The organism is Betaproteobacteria bacterium (genome assembly GCA_016194905.1).
Taxonomy (GTDB): domain Bacteria; phylum Pseudomonadota; class Gammaproteobacteria; order Burkholderiales; family JACQAP01; genus JACQAP01.
In genome coordinates, this window is record JACQAP010000017.1 from 107,507 (window position 1) to 130,036 (window position 22,530).

At 62.6% G+C, this 22,530-nt stretch carries 23 protein-coding genes; 14 read left to right on the forward strand and 9 right to left on the reverse strand.

The window, feature by feature from the left end; translation table 11 throughout:
- The first annotated feature begins 35 nt into the window (after window positions 1-35).
- From HY067_10905 to HY067_10960, 12 genes are all read left to right on the forward strand, one after another.
- A complete protein-coding gene (locus HY067_10905; GenBank protein MBI3528466.1) occupies window positions 36-845 on the forward strand; it encodes a GntR family transcriptional regulator in 810 nt (269 codons plus the stop codon).
- Window positions 842-1,777: an allantoinase PuuE gene (gene puuE / locus HY067_10910; protein ID MBI3528467.1), complete on the forward strand. Its 936-nt coding sequence runs from the start codon at window positions 842-844 to the stop codon at window positions 1,775-1,777. The genes HY067_10905 and puuE overlap by 4 nt, the downstream gene beginning before the upstream one ends.
- On the forward strand, window positions 1,774-2,283 hold the full coding sequence (gene uraD, locus HY067_10915) for a 2-oxo-4-hydroxy-4-carboxy-5-ureidoimidazoline decarboxylase (protein MBI3528468.1): 510 nt from the start codon (window positions 1,774-1,776) through the stop codon (window positions 2,281-2,283). The genes puuE and uraD overlap by 4 nt, the downstream gene beginning before the upstream one ends.
- A 24-nt stretch (window positions 2,284-2,307) precedes the next feature.
- A complete protein-coding gene (alc, locus tag HY067_10920; GenBank protein ID MBI3528469.1) occupies window positions 2,308-3,327 on the forward strand; it encodes an allantoicase in 1,020 nt (339 codons plus the stop codon).
- A complete protein-coding gene (locus tag HY067_10925) occupies window positions 3,324-3,833 on the forward strand; it encodes an ureidoglycolate lyase (protein MBI3528470.1) in 510 nt (169 codons plus the stop codon). The genes alc and HY067_10925 overlap by 4 nt, the downstream gene beginning before the upstream one ends.
- Window positions 3,834-4,233: 400 nt before the next feature.
- Entirely contained in the window at window positions 4,234-5,097 is an 864-nt protein-coding gene (locus tag HY067_10930) for an outer envelope protein (protein ID MBI3528471.1), read from the forward strand.
- Between the two features lie 132 nt (window positions 5,098-5,229).
- On the forward strand, window positions 5,230-6,315 hold the full coding sequence (locus tag HY067_10935) for a BMP family ABC transporter substrate-binding protein (protein MBI3528472.1): 1,086 nt from the start codon (window positions 5,230-5,232) through the stop codon (window positions 6,313-6,315).
- 57 nt (window positions 6,316-6,372) lie between these two features.
- A complete protein-coding gene (locus HY067_10940; protein MBI3528473.1) occupies window positions 6,373-7,413 on the forward strand; it encodes an adenosine deaminase in 1,041 nt (346 codons plus the stop codon).
- 50 nt (window positions 7,414-7,463) lie between these two features.
- Window positions 7,464-8,465 carry an aromatic ring-hydroxylating dioxygenase subunit alpha gene (locus HY067_10945; protein ID MBI3528474.1) on the forward strand — a complete coding sequence of 334 codons (1,002 nt, stop codon included), beginning with the start codon at window positions 7,464-7,466 and terminating at the stop codon, window positions 8,463-8,465.
- 34 nt (window positions 8,466-8,499) lie between these two features.
- Window positions 8,500-9,942, forward strand: coding sequence for an 8-oxoguanine deaminase (locus HY067_10950; GenBank protein ID MBI3528475.1), 1,443 nt, complete (start codon window positions 8,500-8,502; stop codon window positions 9,940-9,942).
- 2 nt (window positions 9,943-9,944) lie between these two features.
- Window positions 9,945-10,433 carry a nucleoside deaminase gene (locus HY067_10955; GenBank protein ID MBI3528476.1) on the forward strand — a complete coding sequence of 163 codons (489 nt, stop codon included), beginning with the start codon at window positions 9,945-9,947 and terminating at the stop codon, window positions 10,431-10,433.
- A 216-nt stretch (window positions 10,434-10,649) separates the two neighbouring features.
- Window positions 10,650-11,729: a DUF2652 domain-containing protein gene (locus HY067_10960; protein ID MBI3528477.1), complete on the forward strand. Its 1,080-nt coding sequence runs from the start codon at window positions 10,650-10,652 to the stop codon at window positions 11,727-11,729.
- Window positions 11,730-11,983: 254 nt separating this feature from the next.
- Here the strand turns inward: HY067_10960 and HY067_10965 are convergent, their stop codons facing one another.
- From HY067_10965 to HY067_10975, 3 genes are all read right to left on the reverse strand, one after another.
- On the reverse strand, window positions 11,984-12,463 hold the full coding sequence (locus HY067_10965; protein ID MBI3528478.1) for an L-2-amino-thiazoline-4-carboxylic acid hydrolase: 480 nt from the start codon (window positions 12,461-12,463) through the stop codon (window positions 11,984-11,986).
- A 75-nt stretch (window positions 12,464-12,538) separates the two neighbouring features.
- Window positions 12,539-13,195 (reverse strand): ureidoglycolate lyase, encoded by a 657-nt coding sequence (locus HY067_10970; protein MBI3528479.1) that lies wholly within the window; start codon window positions 13,193-13,195, stop codon window positions 12,539-12,541.
- A 102-nt stretch (window positions 13,196-13,297) separates the two neighbouring features.
- Complete coding sequence (locus HY067_10975) at window positions 13,298-13,750, reverse strand: MarR family transcriptional regulator (GenBank protein ID MBI3528480.1); 453 nt, start codon at window positions 13,748-13,750, stop codon at window positions 13,298-13,300.
- Between the two features lie 65 nt (window positions 13,751-13,815).
- Between HY067_10975 and HY067_10980 the strand changes: the two genes are divergently transcribed.
- On the forward strand, window positions 13,816-14,958 hold the full coding sequence (locus HY067_10980; protein ID MBI3528481.1) for a PLP-dependent aminotransferase family protein: 1,143 nt from the start codon (window positions 13,816-13,818) through the stop codon (window positions 14,956-14,958).
- Window positions 14,959-15,257: 299 nt separating this feature from the next.
- Here the strand turns inward: HY067_10980 and HY067_10985 are convergent, their stop codons facing one another.
- The 6 genes from HY067_10985 to HY067_11010 form a co-directional block, all read right to left on the reverse strand.
- Entirely contained in the window at window positions 15,258-15,917 is a 660-nt protein-coding gene (locus HY067_10985) for an NADPH-dependent F420 reductase (protein ID MBI3528482.1), read from the reverse strand.
- 53 nt (window positions 15,918-15,970) lie between these two features.
- Window positions 15,971-16,963, reverse strand: coding sequence for an aldo/keto reductase (locus HY067_10990; GenBank protein MBI3528483.1), 993 nt, complete (start codon window positions 16,961-16,963; stop codon window positions 15,971-15,973).
- A 166-nt stretch (window positions 16,964-17,129) separates the two neighbouring features.
- A complete protein-coding gene (locus tag HY067_10995) occupies window positions 17,130-19,376 on the reverse strand; it encodes a xanthine dehydrogenase family protein molybdopterin-binding subunit (GenBank protein MBI3528484.1) in 2,247 nt (748 codons plus the stop codon).
- Window positions 19,377-19,386: 10 nt separating this feature from the next.
- Window positions 19,387-19,860 (reverse strand): (2Fe-2S)-binding protein, encoded by a 474-nt coding sequence (locus HY067_11000; protein MBI3528485.1) that lies wholly within the window; start codon window positions 19,858-19,860, stop codon window positions 19,387-19,389.
- Window positions 19,861-19,874: 14 nt separating this feature from the next.
- A complete protein-coding gene (locus HY067_11005) occupies window positions 19,875-20,714 on the reverse strand; it encodes an SDR family oxidoreductase (GenBank protein MBI3528486.1) in 840 nt (279 codons plus the stop codon).
- Window positions 20,715-20,820: 106 nt separating this feature from the next.
- On the reverse strand, window positions 20,821-21,348 hold the full coding sequence (locus HY067_11010; GenBank protein ID MBI3528487.1) for a cupin domain-containing protein: 528 nt from the start codon (window positions 21,346-21,348) through the stop codon (window positions 20,821-20,823).
- 288 nt (window positions 21,349-21,636) lie between these two features.
- On the opposite strand from HY067_11010, the gene HY067_11015 reads away from it, so the two are divergent.
- A complete protein-coding gene (locus HY067_11015; protein ID MBI3528488.1) occupies window positions 21,637-22,530 on the forward strand; it encodes a LysR family transcriptional regulator in 894 nt (297 codons plus the stop codon).

Consider the following 22,530-nt stretch of genomic DNA (forward strand, 5'->3'; position numbering starts at 1 on the left):
CACTTTGAATATTGTCGCGAGGTTGTGCAATATGCATGCCACGCAACAAACCCGGCGTCCCTGCAACCGTGATGAGTCTGAAGAATAGCAAAGGCGTGAGGCGGACCGGAAAAAAAACGGCGAAGCTGTCTGTCCGCGCCCCCGAGGCGGTTCGAGCCAAGGCGAAGCGCGGCCTGTCCGGGACCGACAGGCGCATTTACGACTCGGTGTTCAACGCCGTCATGAGCCAGCGCCTGCCGCCCGGCACGAAACTCACCGAGTCGACTTTCTGCGAGCTGTTCAAGGTAAGCCGCACCATCGTGCGCAAGGCGCTGCAACGGCTCGCGCATGAACACATCATCGAGTTGCGCCCGAACCGCGGCGCCATTGTCGCACGTCCCACGCCGCAGGAAACGCGCGAGATCTTCATCGCGCGCCGCGCCGTCGAGGCGGCGATTGTGCCGCTGGCCGTGATGCGCGCCACGAGGCCGCAGATCGCCCGGTTGCGCCAGCTGGTGAAGGAGGAAGACGCCGCATTGCATCGCGGCGACCGCCCAGCCTGGATCCGGCTGGGCGGCGAATTCCATATCATGCTCGCCGAGGCGGCAGCCAACAAAGTCCTGCTGCGCTACCTGACGGAGCTCGTGTCGCGTTGCTCGCTGATCATTGCGCTCTACGAAAGTCCCGGCAGCATACCCTGCGCCAGCGAGGAACATAACGAGCTCATCGACCTGATAGTCGAAGGCGAGACACGCAAGGCGGCGGAGCGCATGGACCGGCATTTGCTCGCCATCGAGCGCAAGCTCAAGCTCAAAGACGACGATGAGAACATCGACCTGGCGAAAATCCTGGGCGTGACGGCATGAACGCACCCGGCAGCTTTGACCCCGGCTATCCGCGCGACCTGATCGGTTACGGGCGCAATCCGCCGCATGCGAGATGGCCGGGCGAGGCGCGCGTCGCACTGCAGTTCGTGCTCAACTATGAGGAGGGCGCGGAGAACAGCGTGCTGCACGGCGACCCGGCCTCGGAAACCTTCCTCTCGGAAATCGTCGGCGCGCAACCCTTCGTGGGCGCACGGCACATGAGCATGGAGTCGCTTTACGAGTACGGCAGCCGCGCCGGGCTGTGGCGGCTGCTGCGGTTGTTCGAGCAGCGCCGGTTGCCGCTGACCGTATTTGCGGTGGGCATGGCGGTGGCGCGCAATCCGGAAGCGGTGGCCGCGATGGCCGCCCTCGGCCATGAAATTGCCAGCCATGGCTGGCGCTGGATCAACTATCACGGCGTGGACGAAAACACCGAACGCGAGCACGTCAGCCTGGCGGTCGAGGCGATCCGCCGCGTCGCCGGTGTCGCCCCGCTGGGCTGGTACACCGGGCGCACCAGCGAGAATACCCGGCGCCTTGTCGTGGAGCACGGCGGCTTCCTCTACGACGCGGATTCCTACAGCGACGACCTGCCCTACTGGGAAATGGTCGGGGACAGGCCGGTCCTCATCGTGCCGTACGCGCTCGACACCAACGACATGCGCTTTGCCACGGCGCAGGGCTTCAACAGCGGCGACCAGTTCTTCAGCTATCTGAAGGATGCGTTCGACGTGCTCTACGCGGAAGGGGAGTCGGCGCCGAAGATGCTGTCGATCGGCCTGCATTGCCGCCTCGCGGGCCGTCCCGCGCGCATCGCCGCGCTGGCGCGTTTCCTCGACCACGTGCAGAAGCACGACAGGGTCTGGATCTGCCGGCGCGTGGAAATCGCCCGCCACTGGGCCGAGCATCACCCTTATCTCGCGCCGGCGTGACGATTTCGATCCATCAAATCGATGCGCTGGACCGCGAGGCATTCATTGAACAGCTCGGCGGCATCTACGAGCATTCGCCCTGGGTTGCGGAGCGGACATGGAAAGCGCGGCCGTTCCGGTCGCGCGACGCGCTGCACGCGGCGATGGAAGAAGTTGTCGCGGCCGCCGGCCACGAGGAGCAACTGGCATTGATTCGCGCGCATCCGGAACTCGCGGGCAGGCTTGCGGTGGCGGGGCAGCTGACCGGTGCGTCGCGCAGCGAGCAAGCCGGCGCCGGCCTCGATCGCTGCACGCCGGAAGAGTTCGCACGACTGCAGGCATTGAATGCCGCCTACCGGAAGAAATTCGAATTTCCGTTCATTGTCGCGGTACGCGGACTGACGCGCACGCAGATCATCGGCCAGCTGGAACAGCGGCTCGCGCATTCCGCGGAACAGGAATTCAGCGCTTGCCTGCTGGAAATCGGGCGCATCGCCGGGTTCCGGCTGCATGACCTGATCGGATAAGCGGGAGCTGGCAAGGAGCGGCCCATGACAGACAAACAAATGAATCCGGACGCACCGGACTTCGTGCGCCGATGCGTGAACCTGGCCGATCCACGCATCGGCGCCAGGGCGCTTTCGGCAAGCGACGAATTCTTCGCGCCGAAGGATCGCATGCTGGCACGTGCCGCCGCGGTGTTCGTCGCCGGCAAATACGACGAGAACGGCAAGTGGATGGACGGGTGGGAGACCCGCCGCCGGCGGGGTCCCGGCCACGACTTCTGCGTGATCCGCCTGGGCCTGCCGGGAGCGATACGCGGTTTCGACATCGACACCAGCCATTTCACCGGCAACTATCCGCCCGCTGCTTCGATCGAAGCGTGCCTGTCGGAGGGCGACCCCGGCGCGGATGCCGAATGGGTCGAACTGCTTGCGCCGCTCAAACTCGCCGGCAACACGCATCACTATCCGGCGATAGCCGACCCGCGGATATGGAGCCACGTGCGGCTCAACATTTATCCCGACGGCGGCATTGCCCGGCTGCGCGTGTATGGAGAGGTCGCGCGCGACTGGTCGCAGCGCGGCGGCGACACGCTCTACGACCTCGCCGCCGTCGAAAACGGCGGCCGTCCGGTGGCGTGGAACGACGCGCATTTCGGCAATCCGATCAATCTGCTGGCGCCCGGGCGTGGCGAGAACATGGGCGACGGCTGGGAAACGCGCCGCCGGCGCGAACCGGGCAACGACTGGAGCGTGATCGCGCTGGGCTGGCCCGGAATCATCCGCAGGATCGAAGTCGATACCGCGCATTTCAAGGGCAACTATCCCGATCGTTGCTCGCTGCAGGCCACCAACGCGAAGAACGTGCCTGACGAGGCGCTGGTGACGCAAAGCATGTTCTGGCCGGTGCTGCTGCCCGAACAGCCACTGTCGATGGACGCGGTGCACGTATTCGCGGAGCAGATCAGCGGCCTCGGCGCGATCACGCACGTGCGCTTCAACATCATTCCCGACGGCGGCGTGAGCCGGCTGCGCCTGTGGGGCCAGGTCTCTGCGGGGCGGCGATGAGCGCGGCGCAGGTACTGGAGGTGCGGCCGCTTACGCGCGCGGGGTTTGCGCGCTTCGGCGACGTGATCGAGACCGATGGCTCGCGCTCCTTCGCCATCAATGACGGCACGGCAATGCGCTTCAACGACCTCGCGCAGATCGATGTGTCGATGCAGGGCGGCCGCACGGCGCTCAGCGTGTTCCGCGGCCAGCCGGTGCGTTTTCCGTTGCAGTTGTCCGAAGTCGAGCGCCACCCGCTGGGTAGCCAGGCCTTCGTGCCGGTGGGCGTGATTCCTTTTCTGATCGTGGTGGCGGCCGACGGCACGGACGGACGGCCCGGCGAGCCATTCGCCTTTCTGAGCAATGGCCGCCAGGGCGTGAACTACGCCCGCGGCGTCTGGCACCATCCGTTGCTCTCGCTCGGCGGCGTCAGCGATTTTCTGGTCGTCGAGCGCGCCGGTCCCAGCGAAAACTGCGATGTAGCCGCGCTACCCGGACGCTATCTGATCGAATCGGTCGTTTTCTGACGGCCGGCCGGGGCCGGGAAAGTGTATACAGTCTTTTTCCGGGAATGCGTATTCCGCTGCGCATTTCCGGTCGCCGGCGTGCTCCGCACCTGCCTCGTTTCCATCCGCCAACAATCCCCGCATTGCACCATTCGTGAACACGCGTGCTCCGCGCAGGCTTCATTTTGAAGCGTGGATGCTGCTTCAAAATTTTTTTTAAGTCCATGTTTTGACTGTCTGCCCGCACTCGCGGTGCGGTTTGCCGACCGGTGGCATAGGGTTTGCAGAGTATCCACGCAGTGCATTTTATTGGATGCAATCGCGCGTTCCGATGGGGTGCTTGCGCGTTGCCGGATAGATCGGAATGCAGATCTTCCCGGCAGCGGTTCATGGGCTCGAAGACTTCAAGGGAGTTTGCAAAATGAGCGGGATAAATCGAAAGGTGGCGACGGCACTTGTGGCCGGCGCTGTGGCATTGGGAACCGTGCTTGGCGCGGGCATGACATCCGCCGTCGCGGCGGAATGGAGCGATACCTCGATCGGCTACCGGTACGGCACCAAGTTCCGCGAACCGTTCAACAACGAGGACATCAGCAAGAGCATCATCGATTTGCAGCACGTGAGCGGCTACAAGTACGGTGTGAATTTCTTCAATGTCGACTTCCTGATGTCGGACAGCAACGATCCGGGCGCGAACAGCACGGGAGCGCAGGAGGCGTACCTGGTCTACCGCAATACCGTCGACCTCGCCAAGGTCACGGGCGGTGACTACAAATTCGGGATCGTGCGCGACATCGGCGGCACATTCGGCTTCGACTGGAACACGAAGAACGATGTCGGTTACTCCTCCAAGAAGCGAATGCTCGTGATCGGTCCGACCGTCATGATGGATGTTCCCGGCTTCCTGAACGTCAGCGTGCTGGCACTCTGGGAGAGCAACGCGCCGGTCGGCATCACCAGCCGCTACGACTACGACACGCATGCGATGCTGGATCTCGCCTGGGGCATTCCCATCGGTTCCTCGCCATTCCGTTTCCAGGGCTACTTCGACGTCATCGCCCCCAAGGGCAAGGATGAGTTCGGCGGAGACACCAAGACAGAAATCCATTTCGACGGCGCAATCATGCTGGACGTGGGACGTATCGCGGGTGGCCCCAAGGATATGTTCAAGGTGGGCCTCGAATACGAATACTGGGAGAACAAGTTCGGTAATGACCACAACGGTCCGGCCGGCGACGGCGCCTTCGCCAAGACCCCGATGATCCGCGCCGAATATCACTTCTAGGCCGGCGGATCCTGCGCGGCAACGGCGGGTACATTCCGTCACGCGGCGGCAAGATGCCGCCGCGTGACGGTTTCGTTGATATAAGCTTATGGCAGGTTGTTCATGCATGTTGGAAACATCAAGGAGGAAGTCATGAAAAGATTCGGTTCCCGTCTGGCCGCATCGCTGCTGGGCGCAGTCCTGGCGCTGGGCGCGGCGGGTGGCGTCATCGCCGCCGAGCCGCTCAAGGTCGGGTTCGTCTATGTCGGGCCGGTGGGGGACGCGGGCTGGACTTATGCGCACGACCAGGGCCGCCTGATGCTGGAGAAGGAGCTGGCCGGCAAGGTGAAAACGACTTTCGTCGAGAACGTGCCGGAAGGCGCCGACGCGGAGCGAGTCATCCGCCAGCTCGTCACCGACGGCAACAAAGTGATCTTCACCACCTCGTTCGGTTACATGAACGCAACCGTGAAGGTCGCGCAAAGCTTTCCGGATGTGATTTTCGAGCACGCCACCGGCTACAAGACGTCGAAAAACCTCGGTGTCTACGAAGCCCGGTTCTACGAAGGAGCGTATCTGCTCGGCATCCTGGCCGGCAAGATGACCAAGTCCGACACGCTGGGCTTCGTCGGCTCTTTCCCGATCCCGGAAGTGATCCGCAACATCAATGCATTCACGCTCGGTGCGCAGAGCGTCAACCCGAAAATAAAGACCAAGGTGATCTGGGTCAACACCTGGTATGACCCGGCCAAGGAACGCCAGGCCGCGGAGACGCTGGTCGCGCAGGGCGCGGACGTGATGTGCCAGAACACCGACTCGCCTGCGGTGCTGCAGGTGGCGCAGGAAAAAGGCGTCTATGCCTTCGGCTGGGATTCGGACATGACCAAGTTCGCGCCCAAGGCGCATCTGTCGGCGAACACCAACAACTGGGGCGTGTACTACGTCGCGGCGGTGAAATCCATTCTGGCGGGAACCTGGAAGCCGGACGTCGTGAAGTGGGGCTTGAAGGAGAACCTGGTGGTGATGTCGCCGGTGAATGCGGCAGTCCCGGCCGATGGCAAGAAAGCCTTCGAGGACAAGCAGAAGGCGATCAAGGAAGGCAAGTTCCAACCGTTCCAGGGACCGGTCAAGGATCAGTCGGGTGCGATCAAAGTGGCCGCAGGCAAGGTCATGCCGATCGAGGAATTGATGGGCTTCAACTGGTACGTGGAGGGTGTCGAAGGCTCGATTCCGAAGTAAGCTATTGCGCATCTGTCATGACGGCGGGACGGCGGTATGTCGTCCCGTTTCTCATCCATGAGTGCGATCCGGGCAACGCCGGCTGATGCCGGCATGGAGACTTTTATCCGCGGCATTCCCAAGGCCGAGCTGCACCTCCACATCGAAGGTACGCTGGAGCCGGAGATGGTGTTCGCGCTAGCGCGCAAGCACGGCGTGAAGCTCAAATATCCGTCTGTGCAAGCGTTGCGCAAGGCGTACAACTTCCACAACCTGCAGTCCTTCCTCGACATCTATTACGAGGGCGCCAACGTGCTGCGCGACGAAGACGATTTCCATGCCATGACGTGTGCCTACATCGCCAGGGTGCACGATCAAGGCGTGATTCATGTCGAGATCTTCTTCGATCCCCAGACCCACACCGACCGCGGCATCGCCTTCGAGACCGCGCTGAACGGGATTCGCCGCGGTCTCGACGAGGCGCGCGACAAACTCGGCATCACTTCGCGGCTGATCATGTGCTTCCTGCGGCATTTAAGTGCGGAATCCGCCATGCGCACGCTGGAACAAGCGCTGCCCCACAAGGATGCGATCTACGCGGTCGGTCTGGATTCTTCCGAGATGGGCCATCCGCCGTCGAAGTTTTCGGCGGTGTTCAAGCGCGCGCGCGACGAGGGATTCCTTACCGTGGCGCATGCGGGTGAAGAAGGCCCGTCGGAATACATCTACGAGGCACTCGACGACCTCAAGGTGTCGCGCATCGACCACGGCGTGCGCAGCGAGGAAGATGCCGTACTCTGCAAGCGGCTGGCCGCTGAAAACATGCCGTTGACGGTCTGTCCGCTCTCCAACGTCAAGCTTGCCGTGTTCAAGCGCATCGAGGACCACAACCTGAAGCGCCTGCTCGACAAGGGTCTGCGCGTCACGGTGAATTCGGACGACCCGGCTTATTTCGGCGGCTACCTGCTGGAGAATTTCCTCGCCGTGCAGCGCGCGCTGAAACTGTCGCGCAACGACATCCGCAAACTGGCGGCGAACTCCGTCGCCGCGTCCTTCCTGCCGCCGGAGAAGAAGCAGTACTGGCTGAAGCAGATCGACGGCTTCGCGGTCGCGACCTGACGCGGCATCGCTTCGGCATGGGCATCATCGAACAACCCGACGACCGCACGCTGCTGGATGACTGGCATCCCGTCGCGGGTTCGTCTTCGCTCGTTGCCGGCAAACTCCTCGCGGTGCGTCTTCTCGGACGGGAAGTGGTGCTGTGGCGGGATCCAATGAACGATGTGCATGCGTGGGAAGACCGCTGCCCGCATCGCGGCACGCGGTTGTCGATCGGGCACGTCGAAGGCGCCGAAGTCGTGTGCGCGTATCACGGCTGGCATTACGGCACGGACGCGCGCTGCACTCGCGTTCCCGCGTTGCCCGAGTTGTCGGGCAAGACGCAAGCGAAGGTGATGGCCTACCGCGCCGAAGAAAAATACGGCCTGGTCTGGGTCTGCATCGGCGAGCCCGTCGCAAAGGTGTTGCCGTTCCCGGAATATGCCGACCCGAATCTGCGCAAGGTGCTGTGCGGCCCGTATGACGTGGCCACCAGCGGCCCGCGCATCGTCGAGAATTTTCTCGACATGGCGCATTTCGCGATGGTCCATACCGGCATTCTCGGCGACCCGGGCCGGACCGAGGTGCGCGACTACGATGTCGCCGAATTCGACGACGGGCAGGGCGGCAAGGGCATTCTGGCGACGCATTGCCATGCGTGGCAGCCGCAGACCAACAGCCTTGCGCACGGCGGCAGCGAAGTGGAGTACACCTATCGCGTGGTGCGGCCGCTGACGGCCATCCTGACAAAACTGCCGCAGGCGCAGTCGGATTTCCGCGAAGCCATCAGCCTGCATGTGCAGCCTGTAGAAGAAGAACTGAGCCGCGTCTGGATCATTCTCGCGCTGACCAACTTCGTGCAATCCGAGGACGAACTGCGCGCTTTTCAGGACCGCATCTTCCTGCAGGACAAGCCGATCCTGGAAAACCAGGTGCCGAAGAAACTGCCGCTGGATCCGGGGGCGGAAATGCCGGTGCGCTGCGATCGCATGTCGCTCGCGTATCGGCGTTACCTGCGCGACAAGGCGCTGCGTTACGGCGTCCTGACGGCCGCAGCGCCAGTGCACGCCTGAGTCGCCCGACGCGGCACGTCCTCCCGAATTCGAGATGTCGACACCGGCTCCTGCAAATACGCTGCTGACCGACACCCTCCTCATCTGCGGCGCTGAAGTCGTCGTGACCATGGACGCAATGCGCCGCGAAATTCGTGGCGCAAGCGTCTTCATCCGCGGCGATGCAATCGAAACGGTCGGCAGTGATGCCGACGTTGCCGCCTGGATCGCCGCCGATCCGGTTGCGCTTACGCCTGCCAGGACCATCAGCGCGCGCGGCTGTGTGGTCCTGCCCGGCCTGGTGAACTGTCATCATCACCTCTACCAGTCGTTGACCCGCAGTGTCGGCACCGGCCGCGGACTGGCGTTGTTCGACTGGCTGAAGAGGCTCTATCCGGTGTGGGCGGAACTGACTCCCGACGCGGTCTATGTCAGCGCCAAACTCGCGCTGTGCGAGCTGGTGCTGAGCGGTGCGACCACGGTGGCGGATCATCTTTACCTGTTTCCGAACGGTGCGCGTCTCGACGACGAGATCCGTGCTGCGGCCGAAATCGGCGTGCGCTTCCATCCGACCCGCGGCAGCATGAGCCTGGGGGAGGGCCGCGGCGGCCTGCCGCCGGACCGCATCGTCGAGGACGAGCGGGCGATCCTTGCCGACAGCCGGCGCGTGATCGAAACCTTCCACGATCCCGGCCCGCGCTCGATGCTGCGCATCGGCCTGGCGCCGTGCTCGCCGTTCAGCGTCAGCCCGGAACTCATGATCGACAGCGCGCGGCTGGCGCGCAGTCACGAGCGCGTCGGCCTGCACACCCACCTCGCGGAGACGCTGGACGAGAATCGCTACTGCGCGGAAATGTTCGGCAAGCGGCCGCTCGAGTACGTCGAATCGCTGGACTGGCATGGCGACGAAGTGTGGTTCGCGCACATGGTGCATCCCGACCGCGACGAAATTGCGCGGCTGGTGCAGAGCCACAGCGGTGTCTGTCATTGTCCGAGCAGCAACATGATCCTCGCGTCCGGCATCGCGCCGGTGCGGGACATGCTCGATCGCGGCGTAAAAGTGGCGCTCGGCGTGGACGGTTCGGCCAGCAACGACGGCAATCACATGCTCGGCGAAGCGCGCCAGGCGATGCTGCTGCAACGGGTCGGCTGGCCCGGGTTCGAATCGCGCGGGGACCGCATGTCAGCGCGCGAGGCGCTGGAACTGGCAACGTTGGGCGGCGCGAAAGTCCTGCAACGCAGCGACATCGGCAGCCTCGAACCGGGTAACGCGGCGGACGTGGTGGCATTCCGCGTGGACGACCTTGGCCATGCCGGCGCGCTCGGCGATCCGGTTGCAGCGTTGGTGACCTGCGCGCCGCAACGCGCCTGGCTGTCTGTGATCAACGGCCGCGTCGTGGTCGAAGACGGGACGCTCCGCGGCATCGACCTCGGTCCGCTGGTCGAGCGCCACAACCGGATCAGCCGCGGCATGCTCGAGCGCGCCGGGCTGGCCTGAATATGGCAGCCGCGAGTGATAAAAACGATCTGCTGTATCTGCGCAAGGTGATCACCCTGTCGGAACAGGCGAAGGCGCGCGGCAAGCATCCGTTCGCGGCACTGATCGTGGACCGACAGGGGGAAGTTCTGGCCGAAGCCGGCAATGCATTCGGCTGGCCGGACGGCGATGCCACCGGCCACGCGGAATTGCTGGCGGTGCGGGACGCCTCGCGCCGCTATCCGCCGGAGCATCTTGCCAAGGCGACGTTGTACAGTAGCGCCGAACCCTGCGCCATGTGCGCGGGCGCGATCTATTGGTCGGGTATTTCGCGGGTGGTCTACGCGCTCTCCGAGGAACGTTTGCTGTCGCTCACAGGAAATCATCCGGAAAATCCGACGTTGTCGCTGCCCTGCCGCGAGGTATTCGCGCGTGGGCAGCGCGCGATCGAAGTCGTCGGGCCGCTGCTGGAGGACGAGGCGGCTGTTCCCCACAAAGATTTCTGGCGCTAAAGCCCAACTCTCACCGCAGAGGAAAGGTATGAAGGTCGGGCTTTCGTCTTCCGTATTGGTCACTTAATTGCGCGCGCAGACAAAAGGCAAGACGTGATCCCATCGCTGCGCGATCCCGAAGGCGATGGTTCAACGGCAGAGATCAACGGTCTGCCAACGGCGACGCTGCGCTGGGCGTAAGGTAGACTCGTCGTTCCCGCACCCCGGAGGCGATTCATGGCGACCCAAGCGGCGGCCGACGAAGTCCTGTTCTTCATTCCGGATCTCGGCGGCTTTACGAAATTCATCGCCGAGACCGAGATCCAGCACAGCCAGCACATCATTAAGGAACTGCTGGAAATCCTGGTCGACGCCAATACGCTCGGCATGAAGGTATCCGAGTTCGAGGGCGACGCCGTGCTGTTCTACCGCAACGGCGCGCCGCCGTCGCTCGAGCAACTGGTGCAGCAGGCCAGGAAGATGTACCTGGACTTCCATACGCACCTGAAAAAATTTGAATACGCCCGCATCTGCCAATGCGGTGCCTGCGCCGGCGCCAGCGGCATTGCTCTGAAGATGGTTGCGCATTTCGGCTCCGCGGGCACCATGCAGGTGAAGAATCATCTGAAATTCATCGGCAAGGACATCATCATCGCGCACCGCCTGCTGAAGAACTCGGTGACCGTGCCCGAGTACCTGCTGGTCACCCGGCCGACCCTGTCCAGGCTTGCGGACGCGGACGGCCGGCTCGTCTCCTTTGCCAATGGCGCCGACGCCTATGACAACCTCGGCACGATCGAGTATCACTTCAAATCGCTGGACAGTTACAGGGACGAGGTAAAGGTCGACCCGCCCGCGCCCGAAGGGCTGAAGAATCCGCGCAAGATGACGCAACTGACCCGGCGGATCGATGCGCCCATCGAGCGGGTCTATCAGCGGCTGATCGACCTGCCGGGGCGCATGAATTGGATGGAGAGCGTCACCAAGGTCGAAATGTCCAACGACCAACCCAACCAGATCGGCAAGACGCATCGATGCGTCCGGGGTGATGAAGGCATCGAGGTGATGACCACCGAGGTCAAGATCAGCGACACGACAATGGAACTCTGGGAAACGGACCTCAAGAATACAAGCGCCTGCCGGTATCTGCTCACGCGGGCGCCCGGCGGCAAGGCCGATCTCGCGGTCGAGTTGTTCGTGCGCGACAACCCGATCGTTCGGATGATCTTCAGGTTCCTGATGGAGAAGAAATTGAAAGTGTTTTTCGAAAAATCGATCGCCAACCTCGGCGAGGTATGCGAGAAGGCCGATCGATGAAGTCCCTGTCGATGTAGATTGCTGTCATCAGGATGCGATAGGTGCGATCGGGAAGACGTCCTTGGCAAATGTCATTCGGTGGTCCGACCGGCGTTACTCCTGCCGTTGAGCTGCCGCCGGCCACCGGCGCCCGCGTTGAGCCGCGACAGTTTACCAGCGGTCCGCTCCAACAACTTGTAAGGCCGGCAGGCGTCGCGGGACTAGGTGCCGCGGAGACCAACTGGACCAAGACGTCGCGCGACGCCTATCGATCATCATCGAGTGTCTCGTTCGCGCTTCTTCAGCGTATATCGAAAATCACAGTGACTGGCGCCTTGCATGATTGTTTGCGTACGGGTGAGTTGCACGTCGGCACCAAAGCCCTCTGCCATGGGAAAATCCGCACTGCAGGTCAGCAAGAATCCTAGTTCCGGCGCACCGATCTCTTTATAAAACCTGGCGTAGCGACATTCGGTGACGTTTATTTCGAACGCATCCGGAGACTGTTTGATCACCTCGTAATCCAGGGCATCTCCAGCCGCGAACCGATCAAAGGCTGAAGCCATCTTCTCCCCAAGGTTGCGTGTTTCCTGCTTCCGCCACCATTTCTCGCCATATTTGCGATACAGGTCTCCGAGCGCCTTTCGCACGATGGCGTTGGCTCGCTCCTCGCCCAGTTCTGCCTGGAGGGCTTTGACAAGCGGAATCAGGACCTGAGCTTGTATCTTGACCTGCTTGATCAACGGAATGTCCATCGGTCGCCTCCCTTGGTTCTCCAGTTACCTGTTCGGGATAAATAGAGTCAGAGGTGCTCTGACCCCATTAATTTTTTAAGGGCGCCGCATCGGCGCTGCCAAATAGCAGCCGAACTCCTTGACGAAATCGACTGAGACGCGGGCATGGACGCGCCCCTGTCGGTCGAGGAACTCGGCCTCATCGTCCAGCGGTACGACCGCCCCGTGCCACACATTGGGATGCAGGTACAGGCCGCGGCCACCCTCGCACCAGAAAGTCAAAAACTTTTCGGGTGTTACATCGTCTCCCGGCAGCGCCAGCGGAACTACGAAACTCTGCCCGCTGAGCGGATAGAAGAGCTGGCCGCCGTCCGGGTGATAGTTCGCGCGCCAGATCAGGGCGCGCTCGCGCAATCGGCCGGAGGTTCCGATGGTGGCCTCTTCCGGCCAATTGCTCCAGCCGAATAGATAGCTGTCGCCCACCGCGTTGTTTCGCGCATACAGAGTCTCGCCCTTCCAACAAAACTCGAACAGACCCTCGGTCACGCCGCCCTGATCGCCGGAATTCAAGTCCACTGGGCGCCACCCCTGAACCGGCCAGCGGACGATCTCGATCGGGAATGTCTTGGGATCATCTACGAGACAGCCGTAGCCTTGGAGACTGGCTTCGGTGGCGAGCACCACCGGCGTTTCATACACCCGCCGCACGCCGGTGGTTGGCGAGTAAGCGAATTCCAGTTGATCAATATCCATGATGCCATCGTTCCTTCGGTGAGAAACTTATTCACAATTGATAGGGTCAGCCTGACACCGCTTACACCGCTTTTCACGGTGTGCAAGCCGTGTAGATACCTATCATGACTTGATTCCGGCTCGTTGCGACATATCGCGCATTACCGTTTTCCATGCCACTTGCGCGCGGTCGCCGGTGGCGGTGAACACGGCGCTCAATAGCTTCATTTGCGCACCGGTCAGTCGGGCTTCAAGCTTCTTCCCCTCGCTCGTCAGGCTCAGGTGCTTGAAACGGCGGTCCGCTTCATCGGCCTGCATGACGACGAGTTGTCCTTCGACCAACTGGCGCAAGGGCGCGTGCAGCGCCTGTTTGGAGACGTCCAGAATTTCCAGGAGGGCATTGACGGCAATCCGCGGATTGCGCCCGACGAAATACAGGATGCGGTGATGTACCCGACCCAGCCCACGTTCATCGAGAATGTGATCCGGCCCGTTCGTGAAAGCCCGGTATGCGAAGTAGAAGAGCTCGATAGCTTCGCGAAGTTTTTCCTCGCGGCCTGCCTGTAGGTCAACCATATTGACATGATACCGGTGCGTTGGATAACCTGTCGATACGTCAACAAACTTGACATATCGAGCAAATGGAAATGCAGGTTCACGGACACTTTTCCCGCCGCCTGGCGGATCTTCACGCGTCTCCGATTCGCGAAATCCTCTCGGTCATCGACCGGCCTGGCATGGTCTCGTTTGCCGGCGGTCTTCCCGCCGCTGAAACGTTTCCGGCATTGAACGTCGATGCGATTCCGCGTTCGCTATTGCAGTACGGCCCCAGCGAAGGCGACCCCGAGCTGCGGGAAGCAGTTGCCGGGGATCTCAATGCAATCGGCCTCAAATGCTCCCGGGAACAGATCCTGATACTTTCCGGTTCGCAGCAGGGCATCGACCTGGTGGCCAAGCTTTTTATCGATCCCGGCACAACCGTGGCGCTCGAATCACCCACCTACCTGGCTGCCCTGCAGGTCTTCCGCTTCTTCGGGGCGGATTTTCTCCCGTTCGATCCCGGCCGGCCCGGCGCGGCGTGGCCGAAGAGCGCTCAGCCGTCGTTCATCTACGCCATTCCCACCTTCCAGAATCCGACCGGGCGTTGCTATTCGGCCGCCGAACGCGGGGCGCTGCAACAATTCTGCGACGAAAGGGACGTGACCTTGTTCGAAGACGACCCCTATCGCGATCTTGTTTACGACGACTGCGATCGCACGCCGGTTTGCGCCCGAATCGAGCGCGCATCGTGGATTTACCAGGGCTCGTTTTCCAAGAGCCTGGCGCCGGGGCTGCGACTGGGGTTTCTCGCTGCGTCGCCTCGCTTGGTGCCTTACCTGACGCGGCTCAAACAGGCCGCGGACCTGCACAGCAATCGCATCAGCCAATGGCTCGTGTTGCAGCAGATACGCGATGAGGGGCGCAGCCAACGCCTGGCCGAACTAGCGGTGGCCTATCGACGCAAGCGCGATTATTTTGCCGGCGTACTGGAGCGGCATTTTGGCAATCTGGCGACGTGGCAGACGCCACCGGGCGGTTTGTTTTTCTGGCTCAGACTTGTGCGGCACATGGACACGCGCACCTTGCTGCCCGAAGCCATCCGGCGCGGCGTGGCCTTCATGCCCGGCGAGCCGTTCTATCCTGATCAGCCGGAAAGCTGCGGCGCCCTCCGGCTGAACTTCAGCCACGCCGGCGAGGAGCAGATCGAGCGAGGGCTGTCGATCCTGGCCGAACTTCTACGCTAGCTGTCCCAGTTGCATTTTTTTGGCAAGCTTCGTCGACTTCCCGCCATCGAGTCGAGCTGCTCGGCGCGCCACAAGGGGAAACCCACACCAAGCCTGACTCCAAAGGTGTGACCCCAAAGGTGCTCAAAGCCTGATAATCATCTAGCTGCCTCTTACGAAGGGGCGTGGCGTCGTGATGGCAAATGTAGTCATGACGAACGACCCGACGAGGAAGCGGATAGATGATTATCAGTTTTGCGGCCGCGACGAACAGAACAAGAAGTTGTTCGAGCTCCCCATGTCCCCCCAGCTGTTCGCCCCTACTCCTTCTGGCGCTTGGGCCGGAACAACTCAAAGCGGTACGCCAGCTCTGGCCCGCTCGTTCCCTCGTACGCGAGCTGTCCGACGAGCAGCGCGAACGGTTCGGTGTATCGGGCGATTCGCAGCGGGCCCGCATCCACCGGCTCGAAACCCACGTCGCGGATCAGTTCGGCGGCGACTTCCTTGGCGCGGCGATCGTCGCCGCAGTACACCAGGCTCGGTCGGGCAGCTTTGCGCCTGGCTTCGTACACGCCGAAAAGCACTTCGCTCTGCACCGTATTGAACGCTGAGACGACGCGAGCTTTTGGAATCATCATTGCAAGTTTTTCTGCGCCCGACGATGTGTGGGCGACGACCAGCCCGGTGTTGTCGTCATTCATCGGCAGAGAGCAGGTTACCACCACTTTTCCCGACAAGTCGCCCGCCTGATTCAGCACGTCGTCCATTCGGGACCAATGTACGGCGAGCAATACCGCGTCCGCTTCCTTCACGGCATCGCGCGGCGTGCCGGCCCGCGCCTTGCCCTCGGCTTCCCGTGCGAGCCTGTTGAGCTTCTGCTCGCTTTGGGCGTAACTGAATATCACCTCGTGTCCGGCTCGCGCGAAGATCGTTCCGAGCTTGCCGCCCATCAAGCCGGAACCGAGAATGCCGATTCGCATGGTGCTCTCCTCACGGGACGTTGCAGGTTCTGGCGTGTCGGCCAATCTGCCGCTTAGCGACCGACCAGCTTCTGTAGATGTTCCGGGTACCGCGCCCCTTGCACCCTGATCTCGGAAAGAGCGCTGTCGATGTCGCGAAGATCGTCAACCGTCAGCTCGACTCCAGCCGCCCCGATGTTCTCTTCCAGGCGATGCAGCTTCGTGGTGCCGGGGATAGGAACGATCCACGGCTTCTGCGCAAGCAGCCATGCGAGCGCGATCTGGGCACGCGTCACGTGCTTGCGGGCCGCGAGTTCGCCGAGCACTTGGACGAGGTTCTGGTTTTCTTTTCGCGCCTCCGTCGTGAAGCGAGGAACGACGTTGCGAAAATCCGTGCTGTCGAACTGCGTGTTCTCGTTGATGGCGCCCGTGAGGAAGCCCTTGCCCAGAGGGCTGAAAGGAACGAAGCCGATCCCGAGTTCCTCGAGCGTTGGCAACACTTCGTTCTCAGGCTCTCGCCACCACAACGAGTACTCGCTCTGGAGGGCGGTGACCGGCTGGACTGCGTGAGCACGCCGGATCGTCTGCACGCCTGCTTCGGACAGGCCGAAGTGCTTCACCTTGCCTTCGCGAATCAAGTCCTTCACCGCTCCCGCGACGTCCTCGATTGGCACCGCCGGGTCCACCCGGTGTTGATAAAGAAGATCGATGACATCGGTCTTCAGCCTCTTGAGGGAGGCCTCGGCGACCTCCTTGATGTGTTCAGGCCGGCTGTTGAGACCGCGCTGCGCGCCGTTGCCCGGATCGATATCGAAGCCGAACTTCGTGGCAATCGCTACCTGCTTGCGCAACGGTGCCAGGGCTTCGCCCACGAGTTCTTCGTTCGTGAAGGGACCGTAGACTTCGGCGGTGTCGAAGAATGTGACGCCGCGTTCGACCGCCGACCGGATCAGTGCGATCGCTGCCTGTTTGTCCGTAGCCGGACCATAGCCAAAGCTCATGCCCATGCAGCCGAGCCCGATAGCCGAGACCTCAAGGCCGCTCGTTCCTAATTTACGCTTCTTCATATTTTGTACTCCTGTAGGTGCCAACTTGCGCAGCTCTTCCTTCGACCACGCGGTCATCGTGAGTTGTGCGCTCGGTCTGACCGCCGCCTGCCTGTTCAGCGCGGCGCGCAAGATCAATGTGTCGAGATCTTCCGTCGTGTGAGGTCCTCGTGGTCGACGGCTCGTGTCAGGCCAGGTTGAATGGCAGATTGCGCACCGGCTTGCCGGTCAGCCGCGCGATGGCGTTGGCGAAGGCCGGCGCCAGCGGTGGCAGGCCGGGTTCGCCCATGCCCGTTGGCGGCTCGGCGCTAGGCACGATGTGGACATCAAACTCCGGCATGTCGGTGATGCGCGCCACCGAGAAGTCGCCAAAGTTGCTTTGCTCGACGACGCCGTCCTTGAGTGTAATGGCCGAGCCTGCCAGGCACGTCGACAGGCCCATGACCGCCGCACCCTGCACCTGGGCTTCCACGCTGCGCGGGTTCACGGCCAGGTTGCAATTCACGCCGGCGGTGACCCGGTGCAGCACCGGCCGACCGTCCCGCACAGAGGCTTCCACTACATAAGCCACTACGGAGTCGAAGGACTCGTGCACTGCCACGCCCCAGGCGCGGCCGGCCGGCAGGCTCTTCTTGCTATAGCCGCTCCTGTCCACCGCCAGTTGCAGCGCGGCGCGGTGGCGCGGGTGCTTGTCGCCCCAAAGCTGCATGCGGTAGGCCACCGGGTCCTGCTTCGTGGCACGGGCGATCTCGTCGATCAGGGTCTCCATCACGAAAGCGGTATGGGTGGAGCCCACGCTGCGCCACCACAGCACCGGCACGTTGAGTTTGGGATGATGTACGGTCAAGCGCATCGGCAGCGGGTAGGGATCACGCATGCCCTCCGTTGCTGTGGCGTCGATGCCGTTCTTCACTTGGTACTGCTCGAAAACGGAGCCCGAAGTGATGGACTGCCCCACGATGACATGGTCCCAGGCCAGCACCTTGCCGCGCTCGTCGAAGCCGATGCGTGCGCGGTGCAAGTGCATCGGGCGGTAGTAGCCGCCCTTGATATCGTCCTCGCGGCTCCAGAGCGTGCGCACCGGCGCGTTCAGGCCGGCGGCGCGTACCGCCTTGGCGATCTCGCAGGCCTCGACCACGAAGTCGCTGCCGCTCGAGAAACGCCGGCCGAAGCCGCCGCCCGCCATCTGCACATGCATCGTCACCTGCTCGGGCTTGATGCCCAGCACGCGCGCGGCGGCGGCGCTGTCCAGACCGGGGCACTGGGAGCCGGTCCAAAGTTCGGCGCGCCCCTCGGTAAGTGCAACGGTGCAGTTCAGCGGCTCCATGGCCGCGTGGGCCAGGTAGGGAAACACGAACTCGGCTTCCAGCTGTCGAGTTGCGGTGGCCAGCGGGGCCATGTCGGCGTCGAAGTGGCGCGGGCCGGGGCGATCGGCCAGCTCGCGGTACTGAGCCAGCTGCCGTTCGCTGTCCACCTTCTCCACCGCCGACGTGTCCCACTGCAGCTTCAGCGCGTCGCGCCCCTGCTTGGCCGGCCAGTAGCCGTCGGCCACCACGGCAACGCCTTCGGCACCGCGGTCAAGCGGCACGCGCAGCACAGCCTTCACGCCCTTGACGGCGCGCGTTGCGCTGTCATCCACCGACGCCAGCCGGGCGCCGAACATCGGTGGACGGGCGACCACGGCCGTCAGCTGACCAGGCAGGCGAACGTCAATGCCGAAGTCCTGACGCCCGCTGCTCTTGGCACGCGCGTCTAGGCGCGTGGTCGGGCGGCCGATGAGGCGGAAATCCTTGGGATCCTTCAGCGCGACCTTCTCTGGAACGGGCAGCGCCATAGCGGCCTCGGCAAGTTCGCCGTAACCCACCTTGCGGCCACCCGGGCCGAGCACCGAGCCGGCCTGCGTACGCAGGGTAGACACGTCCACGTTCCAGCGCGCCGCGGCGGCACCCAGCAGCATGGCCCGGGCGCGCGCGCCAAGCTCGCGATACTGCGTGAAGCTGTTCTTGATCGAATGGGAACCGCCAGTGAGGTGAATGCCGAAGAGCGGGTCGAGGTAGGCGGCGTCGTTCGAGCCGTGCCGGCTGCGTACCAGGTTCCAGTCCGCGTCCAATTCCTCGGCCAAAATCATCGACAACCCGGTCTGCACGCCTTGGCCGAACTCAAGCCTGTTGATGGTCACCGTGACCTCGCCATTGGAGGCAATCTGCACGAAGGCCGAGGGCTGTTGCGTCGGCTTGAGGGCGCTGGCCCCCTGGCCCGCACCGTTGGCCTGTGCCGTTGCCAAATAGGGAAAGGCGCCGAGCGCGAGCCCGCCGGCACCAGCGAGCTTCAGGAAGCTGCGGCGCGACAAGGTGGCGGGTTCGTCTGCTTTGCCCCGGGCAAGTAGGCGCTGCAGGGCGCGCGGCATTTCAGTGTGGTCGAAATTGGGAAACATGGCAGCTCCTTTAGGCAATGGCTTTGGCGGCATCGGCCACCGCGGTGCGAATGCGGGCATAGGTGCCACAGCGGCAGATGTTGCCGGCCATGGCCGAGTCGATCTCGGCAGCGGTGGGTTGCTTGCCGCGGGGCAGCGACTTGAGGAAGGCGGTCGCACTCATGATCTGGCCGCTCTGGCAGTAGCCGCACTGCGCCACGTCGTGCTTCACCCAGGCGGTGTGCACGGCGGCACCGACACGGTCGCTGCCATCGGTGGCGGCCTCGATGGTGGTGATCTTCTTGCCTTCGGCCGCGGAGATCGGCGTGATGCAGGAGCGGATGGCCTGGCCGTCCAGATGCACAGTGCAGGCGCCGCACAGCGCGGCGCCGCAACCGAACTTGGTGCCGGTCATGCCCAGCGTGTCGCGCAGGGCCCAGAGGATGGGGGTGCCGGGGTCGGCGTCGACCGTGTGATCACGGCCATTGACGTTGAGCGTGCTCATGGTTGATCTCCTTATCAGAAACTGCCGTCAGTCGATTTCGAAAGACCCTCGAAGGCGTGCACTGCCTTGAGTCGATCCGCGACAGCCGGCGCAACCGCCGTTACCGCGTCCCCCCCTGCCACGAATATCCGCGGCGGGAAATCCATGCCCGCCAGCTTCACCAGAATTTGGCCGAGCTTATCTGGATCGCCTGGCTGCGTGCCCGCGTAGGGAGACCACATGTCCTTGGCGCTCACCTCTGTCGCCGCGTAATCGTCGATGCGCTTGCTCGGCCACTTGACGTTCGCAGCGTCCAGCAGGTCCGTGCGGAAGAATCCCGGCTCCACGACCGTGACCTTGATCCCGAACTTCCCGACTTCCTCGGCCACGGCAAGTGAAAGGCCCTCGACGGCGAACTTGCTCGCGCCGTAAGCGGAGCAGTGCTTCAGGCCGACAACGCCGGCAACGGAACTCATGTTGATGATGTGCCCCGAGCGCTGCTTGCGCATGACCGGCAGCGCTGCCCGCATCACGTACATCACGCCCCGGAAGTTGGTCGCGAACTGGCGTTCGATGTCTTGCGTCCCCAGTTCTTCGAAGTTGCCGAGCAAGCTGTAGCCGGCATTGTTCAGGAGGACGTCGATGCGGCCGAACTTCTGCACCGCCTTGTCCACTGCCGCCTTCGCCTGTGACTCTTCGGCAACGTCCAACTGGATGAACGCGAGATTGTCGCCGGCGACGTCACGCAAGGCGTTGCGCACCTTGTCGAGGTTTCGGCCCGTCGCAACCACGCGATCGCCGACTTTCAATGCCGCCCTGGCAGTTCCGGCGCCGATACCGCTGCCCGAACCCGTGATGAACCAGACCTTGCTCATGATGTACTTTCCCTGTGTGATGTACGAACTGTAGGCGCAGGCGTTAGCTAGAAAAAATGCTTAATGCTGCATGTCCTGTGAAGGTAGAAGAGGGAAGAGCGCCGTGCTAGTCCCCAAGACGCTCCGCAGTGGCCGACTTTTCGAACTCATTGCGAAGCACGATCGCCAGTTCTTCGCTGCGTTTCGCGTATTGGTCGTCGCTCACCTTTTCCATCCAGTCGACGTTCTTGCCGCCAATCCTTTCCTGAATGGCGATGTGCGTCATGCCGGTGGTCGGCGAGGCGCCATGCCAATGCTTCTGGCCCGCCGGAATCCAAACGACGTCTCCTGCCCGGATTTCCTCGATCGGACCACCCCAACGCTGTATGCGGCCAGTTCCGGACGTCACGATCAGGACCTGCCCGAGCGGATGGGTATGCCACACAGTCCTGGCGCCGGGCTCGAACGTGACATTGGCGGCAGTCGTGTGCGATGGCTCTTTCGCCTGGAACAGAAAATCGATGCGTACCGAGCCCGTGAAGAATTGAGACGGTCCTTTCCTCGACGGCTGCGAACCGTTGCGCGTAATGGTGATGGTCGGCGAATCTTCGTTCGATACGACCGGACCGTCATCCAATCCAGGGAAGGTTCTCATCTCGCTTGACTGGGCGGATGCGGAGACGAGTGCGAAAAAAGATAGTGCCGCCACAGTAATCAGTTTCATATTCGATATTCCTTTCTTTTGGCCCTCAATGGACCTGGTATTGCTCGTCGGTGACCTTTTCCATCCAGTCGACGGCCTTCGCTGTATGTCCATTGCCAAGCTCCTTGTCTGACTCAGGCGGTCGCTTGGTTTGCGATCGTCGATGTCGAGACTGTAGCGGCCGCTGCGGCAAATGATTAGACGGTAGAATCCGCATGGACCTATGAGGAGAATTCATCAATGCGCCGAGAGAACTTCAATGACCTGCTCGCCTTTCTTGCCGTCGCGCGGGAACGCAGCTTCACCAAGGCGGCCGCCAAGCTCGGGGTTTCGCAATCGGCGTTGAGTCACACCGTTCGCGGGCTCGAGGCGAGGCTGGGCCTGCGGCTGCTCACTCGCACCACGCGCAGCGTCTCGCCGACGGAGGCGGGCGAACGACTGCTCCTCACGGTCGGCCATCGCTTCGAGGAGATCGAGGCCGAGTTGGACGCCCTAAGTGAGCTTCGAGAAAAGCCCGCCGGCACTATTCGCATTACGGCCGGCGAGCATGCGGCGTATACGGTCCTCTCACCGGCCTTGGTGAAGCTCTTGCCGAGCTATCCCGACATCAAAGTCGAGGTCAGCGTTGACTATGGATTCACCGACATCGTCGCCCAGCGGTACGACGCCGGCGTTCGTCTCGGAGAGCAGGTGGCCAAGGACATGATCGCCGTGCGCATCGGGCCGGACATGCGAATGGCGGTCGTGGGTGCTCCATCGTACTTCGAGAGGCGACCCGTACCGAAGAAGCCGCAGGACCTGACGGAGCACAACTGCATCAACATGCGCATGCCAACCTATGGTGGTCTTTACGCGTGGGAATTCGAGAAGGGGAGTCGAGAGTTGAAGGTGCGGGTGGATGGGCAGCTCGTCTTCAATACCATCAGGCAGCGCCTGGATGCCGTATTGGCCGGCCTCGGTCTCTCGTACATGGTCGATGATGTCGCGCAGCCGCACATCGCCCGCGGAAATCTCATACGGGTGCTCGAGGATTGGTGCCCGCCTTTTCCGGGATATCACCTCTATTACGCAAGCCGACGCCAGTCCTCGCCGGCGTTTGCGTTGCTGGTCGATGCGTTGCGGTACCGAAGCTAA